20 protein-coding genes are annotated in these 21,735 nt (G+C 54.5%); 13 read left to right on the top strand and 7 right to left on the bottom strand.

Features of this window, described 5'->3' with window-relative positions; genetic code table 11:
• Positions 1-239: 239 nt before the first annotated feature.
• A complete protein-coding gene (gene maeB, locus FBY13_RS09785) occupies positions 240-2,519 on the top strand; it encodes an NADP-dependent oxaloacetate-decarboxylating malate dehydrogenase (protein WP_063880489.1) in 2,280 nt (759 codons plus the stop codon).
• A 97-nt stretch (positions 2,520-2,616) separates the two neighbouring features.
• Here the strand turns inward: maeB and hemF are convergent, their stop codons facing one another.
• Positions 2,617-3,531, bottom strand: coding sequence for an oxygen-dependent coproporphyrinogen oxidase (gene hemF / locus FBY13_RS09780; protein ID WP_145394051.1), 915 nt, complete (start codon positions 3,529-3,531; stop codon positions 2,617-2,619).
• Between the two features lie 48 nt (positions 3,532-3,579).
• Positions 3,580-4,425, bottom strand: a complete 846-nt coding sequence (gene amiA / locus FBY13_RS09775) for an N-acetylmuramoyl-L-alanine amidase AmiA (RefSeq protein ID WP_241567980.1) — start codon at positions 4,423-4,425, stop codon at positions 3,580-3,582.
• A gap of 209 nt (positions 4,426-4,634) precedes the next feature.
• On the opposite strand from amiA, the gene FBY13_RS09770 reads away from it, so the two are divergent.
• The 10 genes from FBY13_RS09770 to FBY13_RS09725 all read left to right on the top strand — a co-directional run bounded on the left by FBY13_RS09770 (position 4,635) and on the right by FBY13_RS09725 (position 13,424).
• The gene (locus tag FBY13_RS09770) at positions 4,635-5,060 is read left to right on the top strand and encodes a GNAT family acetyltransferase (RefSeq protein WP_006117810.1); all 426 of its coding nucleotides are present in this window, start codon (positions 4,635-4,637) and stop codon (positions 5,058-5,060) included.
• Positions 5,050-5,511 carry a DUF2919 domain-containing protein gene (locus tag FBY13_RS09765; RefSeq protein WP_063880483.1) on the top strand — a complete coding sequence of 154 codons (462 nt, stop codon included), beginning with the start codon at positions 5,050-5,052 and terminating at the stop codon, positions 5,509-5,511. Before FBY13_RS09770 ends, FBY13_RS09765 begins: the two co-directional genes overlap by 11 nt.
• A 75-nt stretch (positions 5,512-5,586) precedes the next feature.
• Positions 5,587-6,207 carry an RpoE-regulated lipoprotein gene (locus tag FBY13_RS09760; protein WP_145394050.1) on the top strand — a complete coding sequence of 207 codons (621 nt, stop codon included), beginning with the start codon at positions 5,587-5,589 and terminating at the stop codon, positions 6,205-6,207.
• A 208-nt stretch (positions 6,208-6,415) separates the two neighbouring features.
• The gene (locus FBY13_RS09755; RefSeq protein WP_145394049.1) at positions 6,416-7,429 is read left to right on the top strand and encodes a sulfate ABC transporter substrate-binding protein; all 1,014 of its coding nucleotides are present in this window, start codon (positions 6,416-6,418) and stop codon (positions 7,427-7,429) included.
• A gap of 2 nt (positions 7,430-7,431) precedes the next feature.
• The gene (gene cysT / locus FBY13_RS09750) at positions 7,432-8,265 is read left to right on the top strand and encodes a sulfate/thiosulfate ABC transporter permease CysT (RefSeq protein WP_063880477.1); all 834 of its coding nucleotides are present in this window, start codon (positions 7,432-7,434) and stop codon (positions 8,263-8,265) included.
• Entirely contained in the window at positions 8,265-9,140 is an 876-nt protein-coding gene (gene cysW / locus FBY13_RS09745) for a sulfate/thiosulfate ABC transporter permease CysW (RefSeq protein WP_109717586.1), read from the top strand. The genes cysT and cysW overlap by 1 nt, the downstream gene beginning before the upstream one ends.
• A complete protein-coding gene (gene cysA, locus FBY13_RS09740) occupies positions 9,130-10,218 on the top strand; it encodes a sulfate/thiosulfate ABC transporter ATP-binding protein CysA (protein ID WP_109717587.1) in 1,089 nt (362 codons plus the stop codon). The genes cysW and cysA overlap by 11 nt, the downstream gene beginning before the upstream one ends.
• Positions 10,219-10,335: 117 nt before the next feature.
• The gene (cysM, locus tag FBY13_RS09735) at positions 10,336-11,217 is read left to right on the top strand and encodes a cysteine synthase CysM (RefSeq protein WP_063880471.1); all 882 of its coding nucleotides are present in this window, start codon (positions 10,336-10,338) and stop codon (positions 11,215-11,217) included.
• Positions 11,218-11,394: 177 nt separating this feature from the next.
• On the top strand, positions 11,395-12,075 hold the full coding sequence (locus FBY13_RS09730; RefSeq protein WP_063880470.1) for a response regulator transcription factor: 681 nt from the start codon (positions 11,395-11,397) through the stop codon (positions 12,073-12,075).
• On the top strand, positions 12,072-13,424 hold the full coding sequence (locus tag FBY13_RS09725; RefSeq protein ID WP_096012868.1) for an ATP-binding protein: 1,353 nt from the start codon (positions 12,072-12,074) through the stop codon (positions 13,422-13,424). Before FBY13_RS09730 ends, FBY13_RS09725 begins: the two co-directional genes overlap by 4 nt.
• Before the next feature lie 69 nt (positions 13,425-13,493).
• Here the strand turns inward: FBY13_RS09725 and crr are convergent, their stop codons facing one another.
• The 5 genes from crr to cysZ all read right to left on the bottom strand — a co-directional run bounded on the left by crr (position 13,494) and on the right by cysZ (position 18,449).
• Positions 13,494-13,994, bottom strand: a complete 501-nt coding sequence (crr, locus tag FBY13_RS09720; protein WP_063880468.1) for a PTS glucose transporter subunit IIA — start codon at positions 13,992-13,994, stop codon at positions 13,494-13,496.
• Between the two features lie 42 nt (positions 13,995-14,036).
• Positions 14,037-15,764, bottom strand: coding sequence for a phosphoenolpyruvate-protein phosphotransferase PtsI (gene ptsI / locus FBY13_RS09715; protein WP_145394048.1), 1,728 nt, complete (start codon positions 15,762-15,764; stop codon positions 14,037-14,039).
• 160 nt (positions 15,765-15,924) lie between these two features.
• Positions 15,925-16,182 (bottom strand): phosphocarrier protein Hpr, encoded by a 258-nt coding sequence (ptsH, locus tag FBY13_RS09710; protein WP_003848868.1) that lies wholly within the window; start codon positions 16,180-16,182, stop codon positions 15,925-15,927.
• Between the two features lie 389 nt (positions 16,183-16,571).
• Complete coding sequence (cysK, locus tag FBY13_RS09705; RefSeq protein WP_145394047.1) at positions 16,572-17,540, bottom strand: cysteine synthase A; 969 nt, start codon at positions 17,538-17,540, stop codon at positions 16,572-16,574.
• Between the two features lie 141 nt (positions 17,541-17,681).
• Positions 17,682-18,449, bottom strand: a complete 768-nt coding sequence (gene cysZ / locus FBY13_RS09700; RefSeq protein ID WP_145394046.1) for a sulfate transporter CysZ — start codon at positions 18,447-18,449, stop codon at positions 17,682-17,684.
• Positions 18,450-18,667: 218 nt separating this feature from the next.
• Here cysZ and zipA point away from each other — a divergent pair, with 218 nt between their 5' ends.
• Together zipA and ligA are read left to right on the top strand one after the other, a co-directional pair.
• Positions 18,668-19,648 (top strand): cell division protein ZipA, encoded by a 981-nt coding sequence (gene zipA, locus FBY13_RS09695; protein WP_145394045.1) that lies wholly within the window; start codon positions 18,668-18,670, stop codon positions 19,646-19,648.
• 67 nt (positions 19,649-19,715) lie between these two features.
• Positions 19,716-21,734 (top strand): NAD-dependent DNA ligase LigA, encoded by a 2,019-nt coding sequence (gene ligA / locus FBY13_RS09690; protein WP_145394044.1) that lies wholly within the window; start codon positions 19,716-19,718, stop codon positions 21,732-21,734.
• Position 21,735: the final 1 nt, after the last annotated feature.

The following is a 21,735-nucleotide window of genomic DNA, read 5'->3' as shown; positions in this document are numbered from 1 at the left end:
CAGTGAAAATGCGTTTTCTCTGAATGTTGTGCGATGAGGGTAGCGCGTCACCACCCGAGAGAGCATTTCTGCGGATAACGACTGCCCGGCTATTAAGAATAGCAGCCATGACAAATGACGCAGGCCAGACTGTAACAATCTGTGCCCTAAGAAATGAGGTTCTTTGAAGCGCCTCACCGCTTTGTGGTGGTCTGCTTTCTATACTGGGCGCTCACTCACCTGGCGAAGAAGGACGTCAAATGGATGACCAACTGAAGCAAAGTGCGCTTGATTTTCACCAGTATCCCACTCCCGGCAAGATTCAGGTGTCGCCGACCAAGCCGCTGGCGACGCAGCGCGATCTGGCCCTGGCCTATTCACCCGGCGTTGCCGCACCCTGTTTAGAAATTGCCGCCGATCCGCTGGCCGCCCATAAATACACCGCGCGCGGCAATCTGGTGGCGGTCATTTCTAACGGCACGGCGGTGCTGGGCCTGGGGAACATCGGGGCGCTGGCCGGTAAACCGGTGATGGAAGGCAAAGGTGTATTATTCAAGAAGTTTGCCGGCATTGACGTCTTTGATATTGAGGTCGATGAACATGACCCGGACAAGCTGATTGAGATTATCGCGGCGCTGGAGCCGACCTTTGGCGGCATCAATCTTGAAGATATTAAAGCGCCGGAATGTTTTTACATTGAGCAGCAGCTGCGGCAACGGATGAAAATCCCCGTGTTTCACGACGATCAGCACGGTACGGCGATTATCTGTACGGCGGCGGTGTTAAACGGTCTGCGCATTATCAAAAAAGCGATCTCAGACGTGCGGTTGGTGGTGTCCGGCGCGGGCGCATCGGCGATTGCCTGTATGAACCTGCTGGTCGCCTTGGGCTTACAGAAACACAATATTCAGGTGTGCGATTCCAAAGGCCTGATTTATCGCGGGCGCGAACCCAACATGGCCGAGACCAAGGCTGACTATGCGGTTGAGGATCAGGGCAAACGTACGCTGGCGGAGGTGATTGAGGGCGCGGATATTTTCCTTGGCTGCTCCGGCCCGGACGTGCTCACGCCTGAGATGGTGAAAACCATGGCAAAGGACCCCCTGATTCTGGCGCTGGCGAATCCGCAGCCAGAAATCCTGCCGCCGTTAGCCAAAGCCGTGCGGCCTGATGCGATTATCTGTACCGGCCGTTCTGACTTTCCTAATCAGGTGAATAACGTCCTGTGCTTTCCGTTTATCTTCCGCGGTGCGCTGGATGTTGGCGCGACCGCCATCAATGAAGCGATGAAGCTGGCCGCGGTTCACGCTATCGCCGATCTGGCGCAGGCAGAACAGAGCGATGTGGTGGCATCGGCCTATAGCGATCAGGACCTGAGTTTTGGGCCGGACTATCTGATTCCTAAACCTTTCGATCCTCGTTTAATCGTGCAGATTGCTCCCGCCGTGGCGAAAGCGGCGATGGATTCCGGCGTGGCAACCCGGCCGATTAGCGACTTTTACGCCTACCGCGAACAGCTCACGGAATTTGTTTATAAAACCAATCTGTTTATGAAGCCGATTTTCTCTCAGGCCCGTAAAGCGCCGAAACGTGTGGTGCTGGCCGAAGGGGAAGAGGTGCGGGTGCTGCATGCGACGCAGGAACTCGTGTCGCTGGGGCTGGCAAAACCCATTCTGATAGGCCGCCCGAACGTGATTGCCATGCGGCTGGAGAAGCAGGGGCTGAAAATCGAAGCCGGGAAGGATTTTGAAATCGTCAATAATGAATCCGATCCGCGTTTCAAAGCATACTGGAATGAGTATTACCAGATGATGAAGCGGCGCGGCGTAACGCCTGAGCAGGCGCAGCGCGCGGTGATCGGTAATCCGACGCTGATTGGTGCCATCATGGTCTATCGCGGTGAAGCGGACGCGCTCATCTGCGGCACCATTGGGGATTACAACGAGCACTACGAGATTGTGGAAAAAGTGCTGGGCCTGCGTTCTGATGTGAAAGTCGCGGGAGCCATGAACGCGTTGCTGCTGCCAAACGGCAACACCTTTATTGCTGACACCTATGTGAATGAAGATCCCACGCCCGAGCAGCTCGCAGACATTACCCTTATGGCAGCTGAGACCGTGCGGCGATTTGGGATTGAACCGCGCGTGGCGCTGTTGTCGCACTCCAGCTTTGGCACCTCAAATGCACCCGGCGCGCGTAAAATGCGTGACGTACTGGCGCTGGTGCAGCAGCGGGCACCTGAGCTGGAAATTGACGGCGAGATGCACGGTGATGCGGCGCTGGTGGAAAGTATTCGTCGGGAAATCATGCCCGACAGCCCGCTAAAAGGCAGTGCCAACCTGTTGATCATGCCCAATGTGGAGGCAGCGCGAATCAGCTACAACCTGTTGCGCGTCTCCAGTTCTGAAGGCGTAACGGTGGGGCCGGTGCTGATGGGAATGACGAAGCCCGTGCACGTCCTTACTCGTATCGCCTCCGTGCGGCGCATCGTTAATATGGTGGCGCTGGCCGTGGTGGAAGCGCAAACCCAGCCGCTGTAATGAAACGGGGCCGCATTCAACGATGCGGCCCCGTGTTAACCTTCGCCCTGCAGAGGGCTGGTTTGCCTGCCTGTCATGCGGGGCAGGCGGACAGACTTCACGCCGGCAGGTTAAGCCAGTTCTTCACCGGCAGAAAGTCACGGTAGAGCGCCGCTTCCGGCGAGTCTGGCTCAGGATGATAGTTATATTCCCAGCGTACCAGCGGCGGCAGGGACATCAGGATAGACTCCGTTCTGCCCCCGGTTTGCAGACCAAACAGCGTGCCACGGTCCCACACCAGATTAAACTCCACATAGCGACCACGGCGATAGAGCTGAAACTGACGTTCCCGCTCGCCAAAGGGCACGTGTTTGCGGCGCGCTACGATTGGCTGATAAGCGTCCAGGAAGCCCCGGCCCACCGCCTGAATCAATGCAAAGCTGTTTTCAAAGCCGGGCTGGTGGATATCATCAAAGAACAACCCACCGATGCCGCGCTGCTCGTCGCGGTGTTTCAGATAGAAATAGTCATCGCACCACTTTTTAAAGCGCGGATAGACATCTTCGCCAAAGGGCTGACAAATATCGAATGCCGTCTGGTGCCAGTGCAGTGCATCCTCTTCGAAACCGTAAAACGGTGTCATATCGAAGCCACCGCCAAACCACCAAATAGGTTCAGCGCCAGGTTTTTCGGCAATAAAGAAACGTACGTTGGCATGACTGGTCGGCACATACGGATTATGAGGATGAATGACCAGTGAAACGCCCATGGCTTCAAAACTGCACCCGGCCAGTTCAGGGCGATGCGCGGTAGCAGACGCGGGCATCTGGTCGCCATGAACGTGCGAAAAGTTGACGCCGGCCTGTTCAAAGACCGCGCCATCACGCAGCACGCGGCTTCGTCCGCCGCCGCCGCCGGGGCGCTCCCAGCTGTCTTCAATAAACTGTGCACCGCCGTCTTCGGCGGTCAGCTTGCTACAAATCTCATCCTGCAGATCCAACAGGAACGTTTTTACACGGGAGATATCAGGCATGTGATGGGCTTCTCTTGGTAAAAATTGGACGTGATTATAGCTTATTCATTACGACATTCGGCGATCGTACTCATCAAAGTAGTTGATTATTCCGGTGGCGATAGCCGATGCAATTTTTTGACGGAATGCGCTGGTGCCCAGTAACTGCTCTTCCCGCGGGTTAGTGATAAATGAGGTTTCCACCAGCACCGAGGGAATCGACGGGGATTTTAATACGGCAAACGCGGCCTGTTCCGTGTGCTGACTGTGAAGGTGATGCACCGGACGGATCTGATCCAGCACGTGTTTGCCCAGCGTAAGACTGTTTTTGATGGTATCCGTTTGCACCAGGTCAAACAGGATCTGCTGCAGATAGTGATCCTGCGCTTCCACCTTTGCGCCACCGACCTTGTCGGCATCGTTCTCTCTGTTTGACAGATAGCGCGCCATGCTACTGCTGGCACCGCGGTTGGACAGGGCGAACACCGAGGCGCCGTTGGCATCCGGGCTGGTATAGCCATCGGCATGGATGGACATAAACAGATTCGCGCCATGCTGATGGGCAATTTCCACGCGCTGATAAAGGGGAATAAAGTGATCGCTGTCGCGCGTCAGGCGCACCTCAATGCGCGGATGTGACTGTAGCTCACGGCGGACGTTGTTGGCGATTTCTAAGACAATATGCTTCTCTTCCGCGCCTTCTTCGCCCACCGCACCCGAATCAATCCCGCCGTGGCCCGGGTCGATCATGACGATGCGTTTACCGTTACTGGCTGGCGGCTTTGGCGAGGTGTGACGGGAAGAGAGAGAAGCCTGCTGTTCTTTTGCCTGTACGGCGCGCGGAGACAACACGGCCAGTGCAAGTCCTGACAGCAGAAGCTGGCGGCGGTGAATTAAACGTTTAAGCAAATGCATGTGCAGGTCCATAAGCAACAATAATGCAAAGTGTTATAGCGTAACGTTAGCGCCACGGCGATCTTTCAACCATTTCAGGTTATTACTTTGTATTTCAGCTCACTAACAGCCAAATCCCTTTTTTTTAACGTTGCCCCCGGTAGGGAGGGTTGCGCCAGCCGAAGAAAGCGTGATAATCAGCAAATTGTGGTGAATAGCAGGTAAAGAAGATGGAAATCCGCACCTTCCGCCAGGAAGACTTTGAAGAAGTAATCACGCTCTGGGAACGCTGCGATTTGTTACGGCCCTGGAACGATCCCGAGCTGGATATCGAACGCAAAATGCATCACGACGCCGATCTTTTCCTGGTGGCAGAAGTGGGCGGTGAAGTCGTCGGCACGGTGATGGGTGGCTACGACGGGCATCGCGGCGCGGCCTATTACCTTGCTGTGCATCCTGATTATCAGGGACGCGGTTTTGCCAATGCCTTAATGAACCGCCTTGAGAAAAAACTGATCGCGCGCGGCTGTCCAAAAATTCATTTGATGGTGCGTGAAGAGAACGATCAGGTGGTCGCATTCTATGAAAAGCTCGACTACGAAACGGTCGATGTGGTGTTACTGGGCAAACGTTTAATCGAAGATCGTGAATATTAATTCTGTCTGGCCACCGGAAGAGTACGATGATAAAGGCCAGTTGCGCCTGCCGTTTCTTTTCTGGCTGATTCTGCTGCTACAGTCACGGACCTGGTTGCTGTTGATTATGGCCGGCGCGTCACGTCAGCAGGGGAACGATCTTCTGGCGCTCTTTTATCCTGACCGCCAGGCCTTCTGGTCAGGCCTGGCGCTGGGCTTACCGGCGCTGTTTGGCCTGCTGTTGACCGGCTACCGTTCGCGTCTGCCAAGACTGTGGCGCAGCTGGCGGCAGGTCTTAATGCTCGCTATGGCGATTAATCTGCTCTGGCAAGGCGCTCAACTGTATCTGGCTGATTTTCTCAGCTCGCCGCTCCCCTTATTGTTGACGCTGTTCGATCTGCTGGCGCTGCTGTGGTTATTCAGCAGCATCCGGCTTCGCGCCTGCTTTGTACCGCAACAGTATCCCGAATAAACTTTTTGCCGCTTTGCGACTCCAATCAGTTCTGCCTTATTGTCCTTTATTGTTCTTTTATTCACAGGAGTTTTCATGAAAGCTGTTCGTTACACGTTACTGACTGCGGCCATACTGGTCAGTGGGTGTGCCAGTTCCTCCGGTACTGATGCTAACAGCAGCCAGCAGGTAAGCTGGTGGAATCCACTGAGCTACCACTGGTCATCGGCGCTGCCCTGGAACTGGTTTGGGTCCTCGCTGACAGCCACAGAGCAGGGCGTGGGTGGCATTAATGGCTCCACCGCCATGACCGAAGCCGCCATAAAAGAGGGGCTGAAAGGCAAGTACGATCTGCGCCAGGGCATGCGCGGTCATAATGGTCAGGTGGTGTCGTTCTGGCAGGCCATGGATGACGGCAAAGTAATGCTGGTGGTTTATGGCCAGTCGCAGGTTGACCGCATTGAAGTGCTGGACAGCCGCATTGCCAGCGCCGATGGCAGCAAAATCGGTGACGCGTTCAGCGCTAAATTCGACAAAGCCTTCAATAACTGCGTGCTGGCGAGCGGACTGGACAACCGTGACGTAGAGTGCCGCGCGCCCAACAGTCAGCATCTTCGCTATGTCTACAGCGGAACCTGGCACGGGCCAGAAGGGTTAATGCCGTCGGATGACACACTCAAGAGCTGGAAGCTCAGCAAAATTGTCTGGCAGCGCTAAGGCCTTTTCGTACCACTAAACCGCAGGGCAGACCCTCAGCCCTGCGCGTCCAATGCCATTTTCCCGCTATCTTCTGCCACCGCCTTATGCCTTTTTCGACTTTGAAATCAGCAAACGATATATAAAACCGTTACGGGTTTACGCTGAGTTATAAATAAACTGCTGTATCGGCAGATGAGATCTGCATCAAATTTCTTCAGGGTGAACCATGACCTTACCAGCGATGAAAAAAATCGTGAGCGGACTCGCACTGTCGCTGAGCCTGGCCGGTGCCGCAAACGCGACCGAGCTGCTAAACAGCTCTTACGATGTTGCACGTGAATTATTCGTCGCCCTGAATGCGCCTTTTGTCAGTCAATGGGATGCCAGCCATCCTGACGACAAGCTGACCATTAAGATGTCCCATGCCGGGTCATCTAAACAGGCGCTGGCGATCCTGCAAGGTCTGCGTGCCGATGTCGTGACCTATAACCAGGTCACGGATGTGCAGGTGTTACACGATAAAGGCAAGCTGATTCCGGCCGACTGGCAAACGCGTCTGCCGAATAACAGTTCACCCTTTTATTCCACCATGGCGTTCCTGGTGCGCAAGGGAAACCCAAAGCAGATTCACGACTGGTCCGATTTAACCCGTGACGATGTGAAGCTGATTTTTCCTAATCCCAAAACCTCCGGCAACGGACGCTATACCTATCTTGCTGCCTGGGGCGCTGCCAGCCAGGCTGACGGTGGCGATCAGGCCAAAACCCGCGCGTTTATGACGAAGTTTTTAAAGAATGTTGAAGTGTTCGATACCGGTGGTCGCGGTGCCACAACCACCTTTGCCGAACGCGGCCTGGGAGATGTGCTGATCAGTTTTGAGTCAGAAGTGAATAACATCCGCAACCAATACGGCAAAGATGACTATGAAGTCGTGGTGCCAAAAACCGATATCCTGGCGGAGTTTCCGGTCGCCTGGGTTGATAAAAATGTCGCGCAGAATAAAACGGGCGATGCGGCAAAAGCGTATTTGACCTGGCTGTATTCCCCCGAGGCGCAGAAAATCATCACGGATTTCTATTACCGCGTGAACAATCCGCAGTTAGTGGCGCAGCAAAAAGCCCGTTTCCCTGCCACCAACCTGTTTCGGGTGGAAGAGGCGTTTGGCGGCTGGGATAACGTAATGAAAACCCATTTCGCCAGCGGCGGCGAGCTGGATAAACTGTTAGCGGCGGGGCGGTAATCATGTTTGCAGCCAGCCAAAAACGCGTTCTGCCCGGTTTCGGTCTGAGCCTCGGCACCAGCCTGCTGTTTACCTGCCTGGTGCTGCTGCTGCCCATCAGCGCACTGATTATGCAGCTGTCGCAGATGACGCTGCAGCAATACTGGGACGTGGTCACCAATCCTCAACTGATCGCAGCCTACAAAGTGACGCTGCTGTCGGCCGGTGTGGCCTCATTGTTTAATGCCGTATTCGGCATGTTAATGGCATGGATTTTAACGCGCTATCGCTTCCCGGGCCGCACGTTGCTTGACGGGTTGATGGATTTGCCGTTTGCGCTGCCGACCGCCGTGGCGGGCTTGACGCTGGCCGGTCTGTTTTCCGTTAACGGCTGGTACGGACAGTGGTTTGCCCATTTCGATATCAAGATTTCCTATACCTGGATCGGTATCGCGCTGGCGATGGCGTTCACCAGTATTCCCTTTGTAGTGCGAACCGTGCAGCCGGTGCTGGAAGAGTTAGGTCCCGAATACGAGGAAGCCGCTCAGACACTGGGCGCAACGCCCTGGCAGAGCTTTCGCCGGGTCGTGTTGCCCGAAGTCGCGCCAGCCCTTCTGGCGGGCACTGCGCTGTCGTTTACCCGCAGCCTGGGTGAGTTTGGTGCGGTGATCTTTATCGCGGGCAACATCGCCTGGAAAACCGAAGTGACCTCGCTGATGATTTTTGTCCGCCTGCAGGAATTTGACTACCCGGCAGCCAGCGCCATCGCCTCGGTGATTCTGACGGCATCGCTGCTGTTGCTGTTCGCGATTAATACATTACAAAGCCGATTTGGTCGTCGTCTGGGAGGCCACTAATGGCAGAGATTTCGCAACTCAACACGGCCGATCGCCAGCCGGTTAACTGGAGTAAGTGGCTGCTTATTGGTATTGGCGCACTGATATCGCTGCTTCTGCTGGTGGTGCCGATGGTCTCCATCTTCTGGGAAGCGTTGTACAAAGGGCTGGGCGTGACGTTTAGCAACCTGACCGACAGCGATATGCTGCATGCCATATGGCTGACGGTGCTGGTCGCGTTGATTACCGTGCCGGTGAATTTAGTGTTCGGCACGCTGCTGGCCTGGCTGGTGACACGCTTTACCTTTCCCGGTCGCCAGCTGCTTTTAACGCTGTTCGACATTCCGTTTGCCGTATCGCCTGTCGTGGCGGGCCTGATGTATCTCCTGTTCTGGGGCATCAATGGCCCGGCGGGGGGCTGGCTGGATGCCCATAATATTCAGGTGATGTTCTCCTGGCCTGGCATGGTGCTGGTCACCGTCTTCGTTACCTGTCCGTTTGTGGTGCGCGAACTGGTGCCGGTGATGCTGAGTCAGGGCAGTCATGAAGACGAAGCCGCCGTGCTGTTAGGTGCCTCGGGCTGGCAGATGTTCCGTCGCGTTACGCTGCCCAATATTCGCTGGGCCATGCTGTATGGCGTTGTGCTGACAAACGCCCGCGCCATTGGTGAATTCGGCGCGGTATCGGTGGTATCCGGTTCTATTCGCGGTGAAACCTATACCTTACCGCTTCAGGTTGAATTACTGCATCAGGATTACAATACGGTAGGCGCCTTTACTGCTGCGGCCTTACTGACCGTGATGGCAATCGTGACGCTGTTTCTGAAAAGCATTGTGCAATGGCGTTTAGAGCAACAGCATAAACGCCTGCAACTGGAGGACAATCATGAGCATTGAGATTAACCAGATCAACAAATCCTTTGGTCGCACAGCGGTGCTGAACGATATCTCACTGGATATTCCTTCTGGCCAGATGGTGGCATTACTGGGGCCGTCCGGTTCCGGTAAAACAACGCTGCTGCGTATTATCGCCGGGCTGGAGCATCAGAACAGCGGTCAGATCCGTTTTCATGACCACGATGTCAGCCGTCTGCATGCGCGCGAGCGTCAGGTAGGCTTTGTCTTCCAGCACTATGCGCTGTTCCGCCATATGACGGTATTCGACAACATTGCCTTTGGTCTGACGGTGTTGCCGCGCCGTGAGCGTCCGTCCAGTGCCGAGATCAAGCAGCGCGTCACGCGCCTGCTGGAGATGGTGCAACTGTCCCATCTGGCAAACCGTTTCCCGGCCCAGCTTTCCGGCGGGCAGAAACAGCGCGTCGCGTTGGCAAGGGCGCTGGCGGTGGAACCGCAAATCCTGCTGCTGGATGAGCCGTTTGGCGCGCTGGATGCGCAGGTGCGCAAAGAGTTGCGTCGCTGGTTACGCCAACTGCATGAAGAATTGAAGTTTACTAGTGTGTTTGTGACCCACGATCAGGAAGAGGCGATGGAAGTGGCCGATCGCGTGGTGGTGATGAGCCAGGGCAGCATCGAACAGGTGGGCACGCCGGACGAGGTCTGGCGCGATCCTGCCACGCGTTTCGTGCTGGAGTTCCTGGGTGAGGTTAACCGCTTTGACGGTGAAGTTCATGGCTCTCAGTTCCATGTGGGCGCGCATCACTGGCCGTTAGGTTATACCTCAGCACATCAGGGCGCGGTCGATCTGTTCCTGCGTCCGTGGGAAATCGACGTTTCACGCAGGAGCAGCCTGGAAACGCCATTGCCTGTTCAGGTCTTAGAGGTGAGCCCTCGCGGTCATTTCTGGCAGTTGGTAGTGCAGCCAAGCGGATGGCAGAGCGAGCCATTCTCGCTGGTCTTTGATGGCGAACAAACCGCACCGCTGCGTGGCGAACGCCTGTTCGTCGGGCTACAGCAGGCCCGACTGTATCAGGGGGCGACGCCGTTACGGGCGGTTGCCTTTGCGCATAGCGCCTGATATTTTCTTTTTCACGCAGGGCGGGACAGTGTCCCGCCTTTTTAATGACCGTTATACCGCAATGATTCAGGCTGAAGCCTGAACGATGGCGGATAGCGTTTTGCCAGGAAATGCACCGTGACCACTCTGGAAGACACCATCGGTAATACGCCGCTCATCAGGTTGCAACGCCTGACGCCTGACAACGGCAGTGAGGTCTGGCTTAAACTGGAAGGGAATAATCCCGCCGGTTCAGTGAAAGATCGCGCCGCCTGGTCGATGATTCATCAGGCGGAGCGGCGCGGTGACATTACTCCAGGCGATCGGCTGATTGAAGCCACCAGCGGCAACACCGGTATTGCGCTGGCGATGATTGCGGCAATGAAAGGTTATAAGCTACGACTGCTGATGCCGGATAACATGAGCCAGGAGCGGCAGGATGCGATGCGTGCCTATGGTGCCGAGCTGGTGCTGGTCAGCCGTGAACAGGGAATGGAAGGCGCCCGCGATCGGGCCCAGGAGATGGCTGCTCGGGGTGAAGGCACCGTACTGGATCAGTTTAATAATCCCGACAATCCACTTGGCCACTACCAAACCACCGGGCCGGAGCTGTGGCAGCAGTCGAAACAGCGGATGACCCACTTTGTTTCCAGCATGGGCACCACCGGCACGATTACCGGCGTAGGTCGGTTTTTAAAAGATCATCATACCGGCGTCAAAGTGATTGGCCTGCAGCCGACCGAAGGCAGCAGTATTCCCGGCATCCGCCGCTGGCCACAGGCCTATATGCCGGGCATTTATCGTCCTGAGTTGGTGGATGAGATTATTGATATGGGCCAGCAGGAAGCCGAAGAAACCATGCGCGCGCTGGCGCGTCGTGAGGGCATTTTCTGTGGCGTCAGCTCCGGTGGCTCGGTTGCCGGGGCGTTGCGCATTGCCAAAGCCTGGCCGGGAAGCGTGGTGGTGGCCATCGTCTGTGACCGTGGCGATCGCTATCTTTCGACCGGCATCTATCAGTAGCGTGTCGTCAATATCGACGCGTTAAGAAAGGCTTGTGCTATCCGCCGGGGGCATAAGCCTTTTTTATTTGCCTGGGTTCGCACTATGCTTAATCGCATCTGTAAGGATCGCGTAAAACCGGCTGCGCATTGCGCTGACTCGGGTCAAAATAGCGCCAGTTACACATGAGAGATAACAATGAAAATCTTGCTGGTAGATGACGACGTAGAGTTAGGCACGATGTTAAGCCAATATCTGATTACGGAAGGCTTTGACACGCAACTGGTTTTAACCGGCACGGCCGGGGTTCAGGGGGCGCTGTCCGGTGAGTTTAGCGCCATGATCCTGGATATCATGCTGCCCGATATGAGCGGCACCGATGTGCTGCGCCAGGTGCGTCAGCAAAGCCGCTTACCGGTAATTATGCTGACCGCCAAAGGCGATAACATTGACCGGGTCATCGGGCTGGAGATGGGCGCTGATGACTATATGCCCAAGCCCTGTTATCCCCGTGAGCTGGTTGCGCGTTTGCGCGCCGTACTGCGCCGCGTTGAGGAGCTTGCGCCGCCGCAGGACAAGAAAGAGACACTGCAATGGGGCGAGTTAACCCTCAATTCGGCCAGGCGCATTACGGAATGGCGTGGCAAAACCTTTGACCTGACCGCCTCAGAATTTAACCTGCTCGATTTGCTGTTGCGCTCACCCGACCGTGTCGTCACCAAAGACGAACTGTCAGAAAAAGGGCTGGGACGACCGCGTGAGGCTTACGATCGTAGCGTGGACGTGCACATCAGCAACATCCGTCAGAAACTCAGTGCGCTGACGGCGGAGAGCATTACGATTGAAACCGTCCGCAGCATTGGCTATCGCATTCGATGAATCACAGCTATCGCGGACGCATGTTCTGGAAGATCCTGCTGGGCTTCTGGCTGGTGTTTGTCATTATCAGCCAGCTTATCTGGTTGGGGTTTTCGCTTTCCGGTACCCGACACCATCCACCTGAACTCCTGGTAACACAGCGTCTGGCTGACGTGATAATGGCGTCAGCGTCATCTGTGTTGGAACGTGAAGGGCCCGCCGCACTTGCGGTAATGACAGCGGAATGGACGCCTGAAGAACGGCAATTTCTCAGCATCAATCCCGTTGATGATCTTCAGTCTGACGCCACCGCAATCCCCTCCGTTTCCGAAACACCCGACAAATCACTATTTCCCGACCAGTTGGTGCGCCAGGTGCAAGGAGCCGATGGCAAGGATTATGAGCTCCTGTACGATCTCAGAGGCATGCGTGAACGGAGTCGGGAAGGGCGGCCGCACAGTTTCCTGAATATTCCCGAGCCGATGTTTATCTTTGCTGGCTCGGTGGGGCTGCTGTTCAGTTTGCTTCTCGCCTGGAACCTGACCCGGCCGATGCGACAGCTGCGTGAAGGATTTTCACGGGTGGCAAATGGTGATTTGCGTGTCCGGCTTTACCCGGCGTTGCGTAAACGTCACGATGAGCTGTCCAGCGTGGCACAGGCCTTTGATGCCATGGTGGAGCGGCTGGATACGCTGGTGAAGGCGCGTGAAGCTCTGCTTCATGATATCTCCCATGAACTGCGTTCCCCGCTTGCCCGCCTGCAACTGGCAACCGGCCTGGCACGGCAACGGCCGGAAAACGTGAATGCTTCGCTGGATCGCATTGACGAAGAGGCACAACGGCTCGATAAGATGATCGGCGAGCTGTTGACCCTGGCGCGTGCGGAGCATGAAAGTATGCCGGGTGATCACTATTTTGATCTGGCGGGATTGTTAGAGGCGGTCGTGACAGATCTGCGTTATGAAGCGCAGATTCCCGGTGTTGAGGTGACGTTTGACGTTGACGGTCAGGCCGATCATACCGTGCGCGGCAATGCTGAACTGTGTCGTCGTGGCATTGAGAATGTGTTGCGCAATGCGTTGCGCTTCTCGCTTCCGGGGCAGCGGATTGAGGTGAGCCTGAAGGTGGAATCTCAGTGGCTGGCCATTCACGTGCGCGATCAGGGGCCTGGCGTGGATGAAACCAAGCTCTCCAGTATTTTCGACCCTTTTGTGCGGGTGAATTCACCCCTGATGGGGAAAGGTTATGGGCTGGGGCTCGCTATCGTGCGTAAGGTGGTTCTGGCGCATCATGGCGAAGTCCGCGCCGTTAACCGGCCAGAAGGCGGTCTTGAGTTGACCCTGCGTTTACCGCGTTGGCAGCCGCATTAATGTTGTCACAGGCCATAAAAAAACGGCACCTTTGAGGGTGCCGTTTTTCTTTTTACATCTTAGTGCGGATTACTTCTTAATACGAATCACCGGCGTTTCACCCACGATGACCTGACCAGAAAGCTTAGTCAGCTCTTTGATCTCATCCATGTTGGAAATGACAACCGGTGTTAACGTTGATTTTGCTTTCTCTTCCAGCAGCGCCAGATCGAACTCGATAACCACGTCGCCTTTTTTAACCTTCTGACCTTCTTCAGCGATACGTTTAAAGCCTTCACCTTTCAGCTCAACGGTATCAATACCGAAATGAACGAAAAGCTCGATGCCATTATCTGATTCAATTGAAAAGGCGTGATTGGTTTCAAAAATCTTGCCGATAGTACCGTCAACCGGTGCAACCATTTTGTTGCCGCTGGGTTTGATCGCAATACCGTCACCCACGATTTTTTCTGCAAACACCACATCTGGTACGTCTTCAATGTTCACGATTTCGCCTGACAGAGGCGCTACGATATCAATTGTCCCAGCGCTATCTGTTTTTTCGCCAAAAAGTTTAGAAAACAAACCCATGATCTTCTCCTAAGCAGTAATTTGGGGCCAGCATCTCGTGGATCAGCAGAGCGTTTTTTCTTTAATGAACTTGTTAACCAGGTTCATCAAGTCTTCCGCCGTAGGTTGAGCCAGTGCCTGCTCTGCCAACGCCTTCGCATCTTCGAAATGTGTATTACGAATAATTTTCTTGATGCCAGGGATAGAAATGGCACTCATGCTGAATTCGTCCAGCCCCATTCCCAGTAACAGTAGTGTAGCACGTTCGTCACCTGCCAGCTCACCACACATGCCAGTCCATTTACCTTCAGCATGAGACGCATCAATAACTTGCTTGATGAGGTTCAATACTGATGGTGTCATTGGGTTATACAGGTGCGAAATCAAATCATTACCACGATCTACTGCAAGAGTATACTGCGTCAAATCGTTTGTCCCAATGCTAAAGAAGTCGACTTCTTTAGCCAGGTGGCGGGCAATCACGGCAGAAGCGGGGGTTTCAACCATAATGCCGACTTCGATTGACTCATCAAACGCTTTGCCTTCTTCGCGTAACTGCCCTTTAAGCAGCTCCAGTTCCGCTTTCAGACTGCGTACTTCTTCGACCGAAATAATCATCGGGAACATGATACGCAGCTTACCGAAGGAGGAGGCTCGCAGAATGGCGCGCAGCTGAGCATGCAGGATCTCTTTACGATCCATCGCGATACGGATAGCACGCCAGCCAAGGAACGGGTTCTCTTCTTTTGGCAGGTTCATGTAAGGCAGGTCTTTGTCACCGCCGATGTCCATGGTACGCACGATAACGGCCTGCGATCCCATTGCTTCAGCAACGGCTTTATAGGCCTGGAACTGCTCTTCTTCGGTAGGCAGCGAATCGCGATCCATAAACAGGAACTCGGTGCGGTACAGACCTACACCTTCAGCGCCGTTACGCTCGGCACCGGCGATATCACGCACGGTTCCGATATTGGCGCAGACTTCGACCTGATGACCATCCAGCGTCACCGCCGGCAGGTCTTTCAGCTTGGCCAGTTCATGTTTTTCTGAATGATACTGATGCTGAACGGCTTTCAGCTCTTCCTGAACCGCTTCAGACGGGTTGATGTGAATCGCATTGTTCACGCCATCCAGAATAATGAAATCGCCGTTCTTGATCGTGGCAGTCACGTTACCGGTACCGACGATTGCCGGGATCTCTAACGAGCGAGCCATGATTGACGTGTGCGAAGTCCGACCGCCCAAATCGGTAATAAAGCCCAGCACCTTTTTCAGGTTCAGCTGTGCGGTTTCTGACGGCGTTAAATCTTTTGCCACCAGAATAGATTCGTCCTGGATTGCGCTCAGGTCGACAATGTGCAGACCTAAAATATTTTGTAGCAGGCGTTTGCCGATGTCGCGCACGTCCGCCGCGCGCTCTTTCAGGTATTCATCGTCCAGCTCTTCCAGGGCTTTAGCCTGGGCGTCAATCACTGAGTTCACAGCGGCATCGGCAGTAGCGTGATCTTTTTTGATCAGGTCGGTGATTTCCTGCTCCAGCTCTTCGTCTTCCAGCAACATGATGTGGCCTTCGAAGATCGCTGCTTTTTCTTCACCCAGGGTTTCGCTGGCTTTAATGCGAATGGCTTCCAGCTGCTCAGCCGCTTTGCCACGGCCCTGAAGAAAACGCTGAATTTCCTGCTCAACCTGATCATCTGAAATCTTTTTGCGGTTGATGACGATCTCGTCTTCTTTCAGCAGCAGAGCTTTGCCGAAAGCGATACCTGGTGATGCTAAAATGCCTGAAATCATAACCTTACCTTTTTATCACGATGGCTGACTGGACTCGTTGCATTGCCATAGTCGTGGGACACGTACTCTACGAAAGCAATAACGCGGACAGTTTGTCCGCGATCAAGATGTTGCACGCAATGGCGCAGAAGAGTCGTTTTAAAGCGGTGCAGAAAGGAGATTACTCCAGTTCCGCCATCAGCTTAACCAAATGCTCTACGGCTTTTTGCTCATCTTCACCTTCCGCAGAAAGTGTGACAACGGTGCCCTGGGTCAGACCCAAAGTCTGCAGCTTGAACAGGCTTTTCGCGCTGGCAGATTTACCATTGGAGGTGACAGTGATTTCTGACTGGAAGGCTTTAGCTTCTTTGACAAATTGCGCAGCAGGGCGAGTATGCAGTCCGTTTGGTGCGGTAATGGTAACTTCTTGCTGGAACATTCTATTTCCCCAACTTTTTCAGGATTAGTGTTATGGATCTAAAGTCTAGCCTGGAGCCGTAACTTTAGCCTGTGTAGGTGCGCGGGTATACATCTTACTGTCTGACAAATGCGCTTGAATGAGTCTTTCTTTCCCGCTGAGTGTCAAAAAGCGTTTTGAGCACGTCACCGGGTAATTATGCCGTGATTCGCCCTTTCACTAAATCTGAATATTGACTCAGCTTGATCCACTTCAAAGGAGGATTAATTTCAGGCTTCGAAATAATTGGCAGTCTAAATACCAGAGCCACGTTACTGAAATCAATCTGCCGCATGGTAAAAGTGAGATCTACGCCACAAAAAAGCACCCATCTGGGTGCTTTTTAAGCATTTATCCGAAAGCGTTCCCGCTTACTGCAGTTCTTTCTCGGTAAAGAGATCGGCAAACAGGGCAGTACTCAGATAGCGCTCACCAGAAGAGGGGAGAATAACCACAATATTCTTGTCGGCATAGGTTTCGTCTTCCTGCAGCTTCAGCGCGGCGGCGACGGCAGCGCCAGAGGAAATACCTGCCAGAATACCTTCTTCTTCCATCAGACGACGTGCCGTAGAGATAGCTTCTTCGTTGGTGATCGCGACAGCCAGGTCAATCAGCGCCAGATCCAGGTTGCCCGGAATAAAGCCGGCCCCGATGCCCTGAATTTTGTGTGGGCCAGGTTTCAGCTCTTCGCCTGCCATTGCCTGAGCAATCACGGGAGAATCGGTTGGCTCGACCGCCACCGTGATCAACGATTTTTTACCCTTGGTGTTTTTGATGTAGCGGCTCACACCTGTCAGGGTGCCACCGGTGCCGACACCGGCAATAAACACATCCACTTCACCATCGGTGTCTTCCCAGATTTCCGGACCGGTGGTCTTTTCATGAATTTCCGGGTTAGCCGGGTTGCTGAACTGCTGCAGCAGCAAGAATTTATCCGGATTGCTGGCAACAATCTCTTCAGCTTTGCCGATTGCGCCTTTCATGCCTTTTGCGCCTTCGGTCAGCACCAGGTTCGCACCCAATGCTTTCAGCAGTTTTCGACGCTCAACGGACATGGTGTCCGGCATGGTCAGCGTCAGCTTATAACCGCGTGCGGCAGCCACGTACGCCAGGGCAATCCCGGTGTTACCACTGGTCGGCTCAACCAGCTCAATGCCGGGCTTAAGAATACCGCGCTTTTCTGCGTCCCAAATCATATTGGCACCGATACGGCATTTCACACTAAAGCTTGGGTTACGGGACTCAACCTTGACAAGGATGCGGCCGTTACCGATGCGGTTCAGTCGAACCAGCGGCGTATGACCAATTGTTAAAGAGTTGTCTTCATAAATCTTGCTCATAGCCTGTCCTTAACTGTATGAATTATTGGGAACCCTCAGAGCATACCTGTTCTTCTTTCTGGCGGAAGGAAAGAAATCATATATCTATATGTCTCATGGCAATAAGACCTGCAAAAAATCGCATAAGGCTGGCTGATGAGTTTAGCCTGGGTTTGCGCGGGCAAGGCGCGTGCGATAGCGATCGACCCACATCGCCGTTGCGCCACAAACCGCCACCGGCATGATGGCAAGGTTAACCACAGGAATCATGGTAAACAGGCTGACCAGCGCCCCAAACTGCATATTCGCCGTCTTGTGCTGACGCAAGGCATGGCGCATCTGCTGAAAACCTACCTTATGGTTATCGAAAGGATAGTCGCAGTATTGAATGGACAGCATCCATGCGCTGAACATAAACCACAGCACCGGCGTGACAGTTTGCCCAAAGCCCGGAATAAAGTAGAGCAGCAGTAAGCCAAGCGCGCGGGGCAGGTAGTAGCCCAGCTTCTGTAATTCACGTTTCATGATACGCGGTATATCTTTGAGCATGCCGACCCAGCCGCTGTCGGGGAGCGGTTTGCCGGTCAGGCGCGCTTCCAGTTGTTCTGCCAGCAGGCCACAAAAGGGGGCAGCAATCAGATTGGCTATAGTGGAAAAGAAGTAGCTGAACACCAGCACGACGGAAATCACAGACAGCGGCCACAGCAAATAGCTCAGCCACTGCAGCCAGTCTGGCACATGGGACATTAACTGTGGTATCCACGTATCCAGCTGGTAAAAAAGCCACACGAAAGCGCCGCCCAGCAGAACGATATTGACCAGTAAAGGGATGATCACAAAGCGCCTGATGCCGGGTAATCTGACCAGCTTCCAGCCCTGGCTGAAGTAGTGCACACCGTTAAATGAGGATACCGAATTTTTTACAGCCATAGAGCCCATTCTCCTGAAGATGTTAAGGCGCGCCCACTATAACCTGGCTTTTTCTGCTGGCCAGGTGCCGTTTGGGTAAAAAAACAGCGAAAAAGCGTGGGTGGTCTATCTTATTTGTGAGAAAATACTGCACAGACTTGCACTTATCTGGCAGGGCAAATACAGTTAGAGAATAAAGTTTGCCGCGGTGGCAAGGTATTGGAACAACAGAGAATACAATGATGCAGGATTTGCGTCTGATATTAATCGTTGTTGGCGCGATCGCCATTATAGCGCTTCTTATTCACGGACTGTGGACCAGCCGTAAAGAGCGCTCTTCAGTGTTCCGCGATCGCCCGCACAAACGTTTGAAACAACGTGATGAACATGATGATGAGACCCTGACCGATGACGTAGCAGAAGGCGTCGGTGAAGTTCGTGTGCGCCACGCGCGCGAACACCGGGAGCCTCATTTCGACGACACTCGCGTGCAGCCGGACGAGCCTGTCACAGCAGCGCGCGCGCGTCAGTCATCCACCGCCGGGCCTGACAGCGATCCGCTTTTTGCCCCAGCGCCAACGTCTGAACCTACGCCCCAGCAACGGCCCGCGCCCGCGCGCCAGCAGCCTACCTTTGTTGCCGCGCCTCCGGTACAGGCGGACCCTCTGCTGGATGCCGACCCGCTGGATGCGGTGCAGCCTAATCCGGTGTACCAGGCGGCACCTGAGCCTGAGCCTGAAGTGGTTAGCCCGCCGCAGCCTAAGCAGCCCGAGTCCCGACCGGCGACCAGCAGCAAACCGAAAGAGGCCGTGTTGGTTTTGCATGTTGCTGCCCATTCTGGTGGTCAACTTAATGGTGAAGCGCTGTTACAGGGCATTTTGCAGGCCGGCTTCCAGTATGGCGAAATGAACATCTTCCATCGCCATCTCAGTCCGGCCGGAAGTGGCCCGGTGCTGTTTAGCCTGGCTAACATGGTCAAACCCGGCTCATTTAATCCAGACGAAATGACCGACTTCACTACGCCTGGCGTGTCCATTTTCATGATGGTGCCGTCGTATGGTGATGCGAATCAGAATTTCAAACTGATGCTGCAGTCGGCACAGCGCATCGCGGACGATGTCGGTGGCGTGGTACTTGATGACGAGCGCCGCATGATGACGCCGCAGAAACTGGAAACCTACAAAGCGCGTATCCGCGATGTGGTTGAATCCAGAGACTGATCCGCACTTTTTCAATTTGTTATGATAAACCCCCGCCTGTCGGGGGTTTTTTATCTGATGGGGTTATATGAAATCCGTCCAGGAACACATCACCGAACTGCGCACTACGCTGCGCCATCATGAATACCTTTATCACGTAATGGATGCGCCGGACGTTCCCGATGCGGAATACGACCGTTTGATGCGTGAACTGCGTGAGCTTGAAGAACAATATCCCGATCTGATTACCCCGGATTCACCGACGCAACGCGTGGGTGCTGCTCCGCTGATGGTGTTTGAGCAGGTACGTCATGAAGTTCCCATGCTGTCACTGGATAATGCTTTTGATGAAGCCAGCTTTAGAGCGTTCAACAAACGCGTTCAGGATCGACTAAAAAGCAGCGACGATCTGGTTTACTGCTGCGAACTCAAACTGGATGGCCTGGCCGTCAGCCTCTTGTATGAAGATGGACTGTTAACCCGTGCCGCCACACGCGGAGACGGAACGACCGGCGAGAATATCACCACCAATGTGCGGACGATTCGTGCCATTCCGCTGCGGCTCAAAGGCGAGAATATTCCCGCCCGCGTCGAAGTGCGCGGTGAAGTCTTTATGACCCAACGCGGTTTCGAAAAGCTGAACGCTGAAGCGCGCCGTACCGAGGGCAAAGTGTTTGCCAATCCGCGCAATGCGGCAGCGGGTTCCCTGCGCCAGCTTGATCCGCGAATCACCGCGAAACGACCACTGACCTTCTTTTGCTACGGGTTAGGTCTGCTGGAAGGCGGCGAGATGCCGCGCAGCCACATGGCGCGTCTGCAACAGTTTAAAGCCTGGGGTTTGCCCGTCAGCGATCGTATTCGTCTGGCTCATAATGCCGATGAAGCTCTGGCGTTTTATCACGACGTTGAAGCCCAGCGTACAGCGCTGGGGTTTGATATTGATGGCGTGGTGATCAAAGTCGATTCTCAGGATTTGCAGGAAAAACTGGGCTTTGTGGCCCGCGCGCCGCGTTGGGCGGTGGCCTTCAAGTTCCCCGCTCAGGAGCAGATGACCGTGGTGCGTGATGTCGAATTCCAGGTCGGCCGTACAGGGGCGATTACGCCTGTCGCCCGACTGGAGCCGGTGCAGGTGGCAGGCGTCATGGTCAGCAATGCCACCTTGCATAATGCGGACGAGATTGAACGGCTTGATCTGCGTATCGGCGATAAGGTGGTTATTCGCCGTGCCGGTGACGTTATCCCTCAGGTGGTGAATGTCATCGCCAGCGAACGTCCTGAGGATGCCCGTGAAATCGTGTTTCCTGCCCACTGTCCGGTCTGCGGGTCAGATGTGGAGCGCATCGAAGGCGAAGCCGTGACGCGTTGTACCGGTGGGTTGATCTGTGGCGCGCAGCGCAAAGAAGCGTTGAAGCATTTTGTGTCGCGCCGTGCCATGGATGTGGATGGCATGGGCGATAAGATCATCGATCAACTGGTGGAAAAAGAGTATGTCAAAACGCCAGCGGATCTGTTCCGTTTAACCCGTGAAACCCTGACCGGTCTGGATCGCATGGGCGCGAAATCAGCGCAGAATGTGGTCGATGCGTTAGAGAAGGCCAAATCCACCACGCTGGCGCGCTTCCTGTATGCACTGGGGATTCGTGAAGTCGGAGAAGCCACGGCGGCTAATCTGGCCAACCACTTTGGTGAGTTGCAGAAGGTGATGGACGCCGATCTTGATGCGTTGATTGCGGTGCAGGATGTCGGCACCGTCGTCGCTAAGCATGTCCGCAACTTTATGGAAGAAGAGAGCAATCGGGAAGTCATCCGTCAGTTGGTTGAGGATATTGGCATTCACTGGCCGCAAGTGGTGGTGGTGAAAGCCGAAGAGATTGACAGTCCATTTGCAGGCAAAACCGTGGTGCTCACAGGTTCGCTGTCACAGATGAACCGGGACGATGCCAAGGCCCGTCTCACCGAACTCGGCGCGAAAGTGAGCGGGAGTGTATCCAGGAAAACCGATTTGCTTATCGCTGGCGAAGCTGCCGGTTCTAAGCTGGTGAAAGCGCAGGAGCTGGGCATTGAGGTGATTGATGAGGCTGAAATGATTCGGTTATTGGGGGCCTGAA

It is taken from the genome of Pantoea sp. SJZ147 (assembly GCF_007828605.1).
Taxonomy (GTDB): Bacteria; Pseudomonadota; Gammaproteobacteria; order Enterobacterales; family Enterobacteriaceae; genus Pantoea; species Pantoea allii.
The sequence above is the reverse complement of the archived record's forward strand: the minus strand, read 5'-3'. Positions and strand labels throughout refer to the sequence as shown.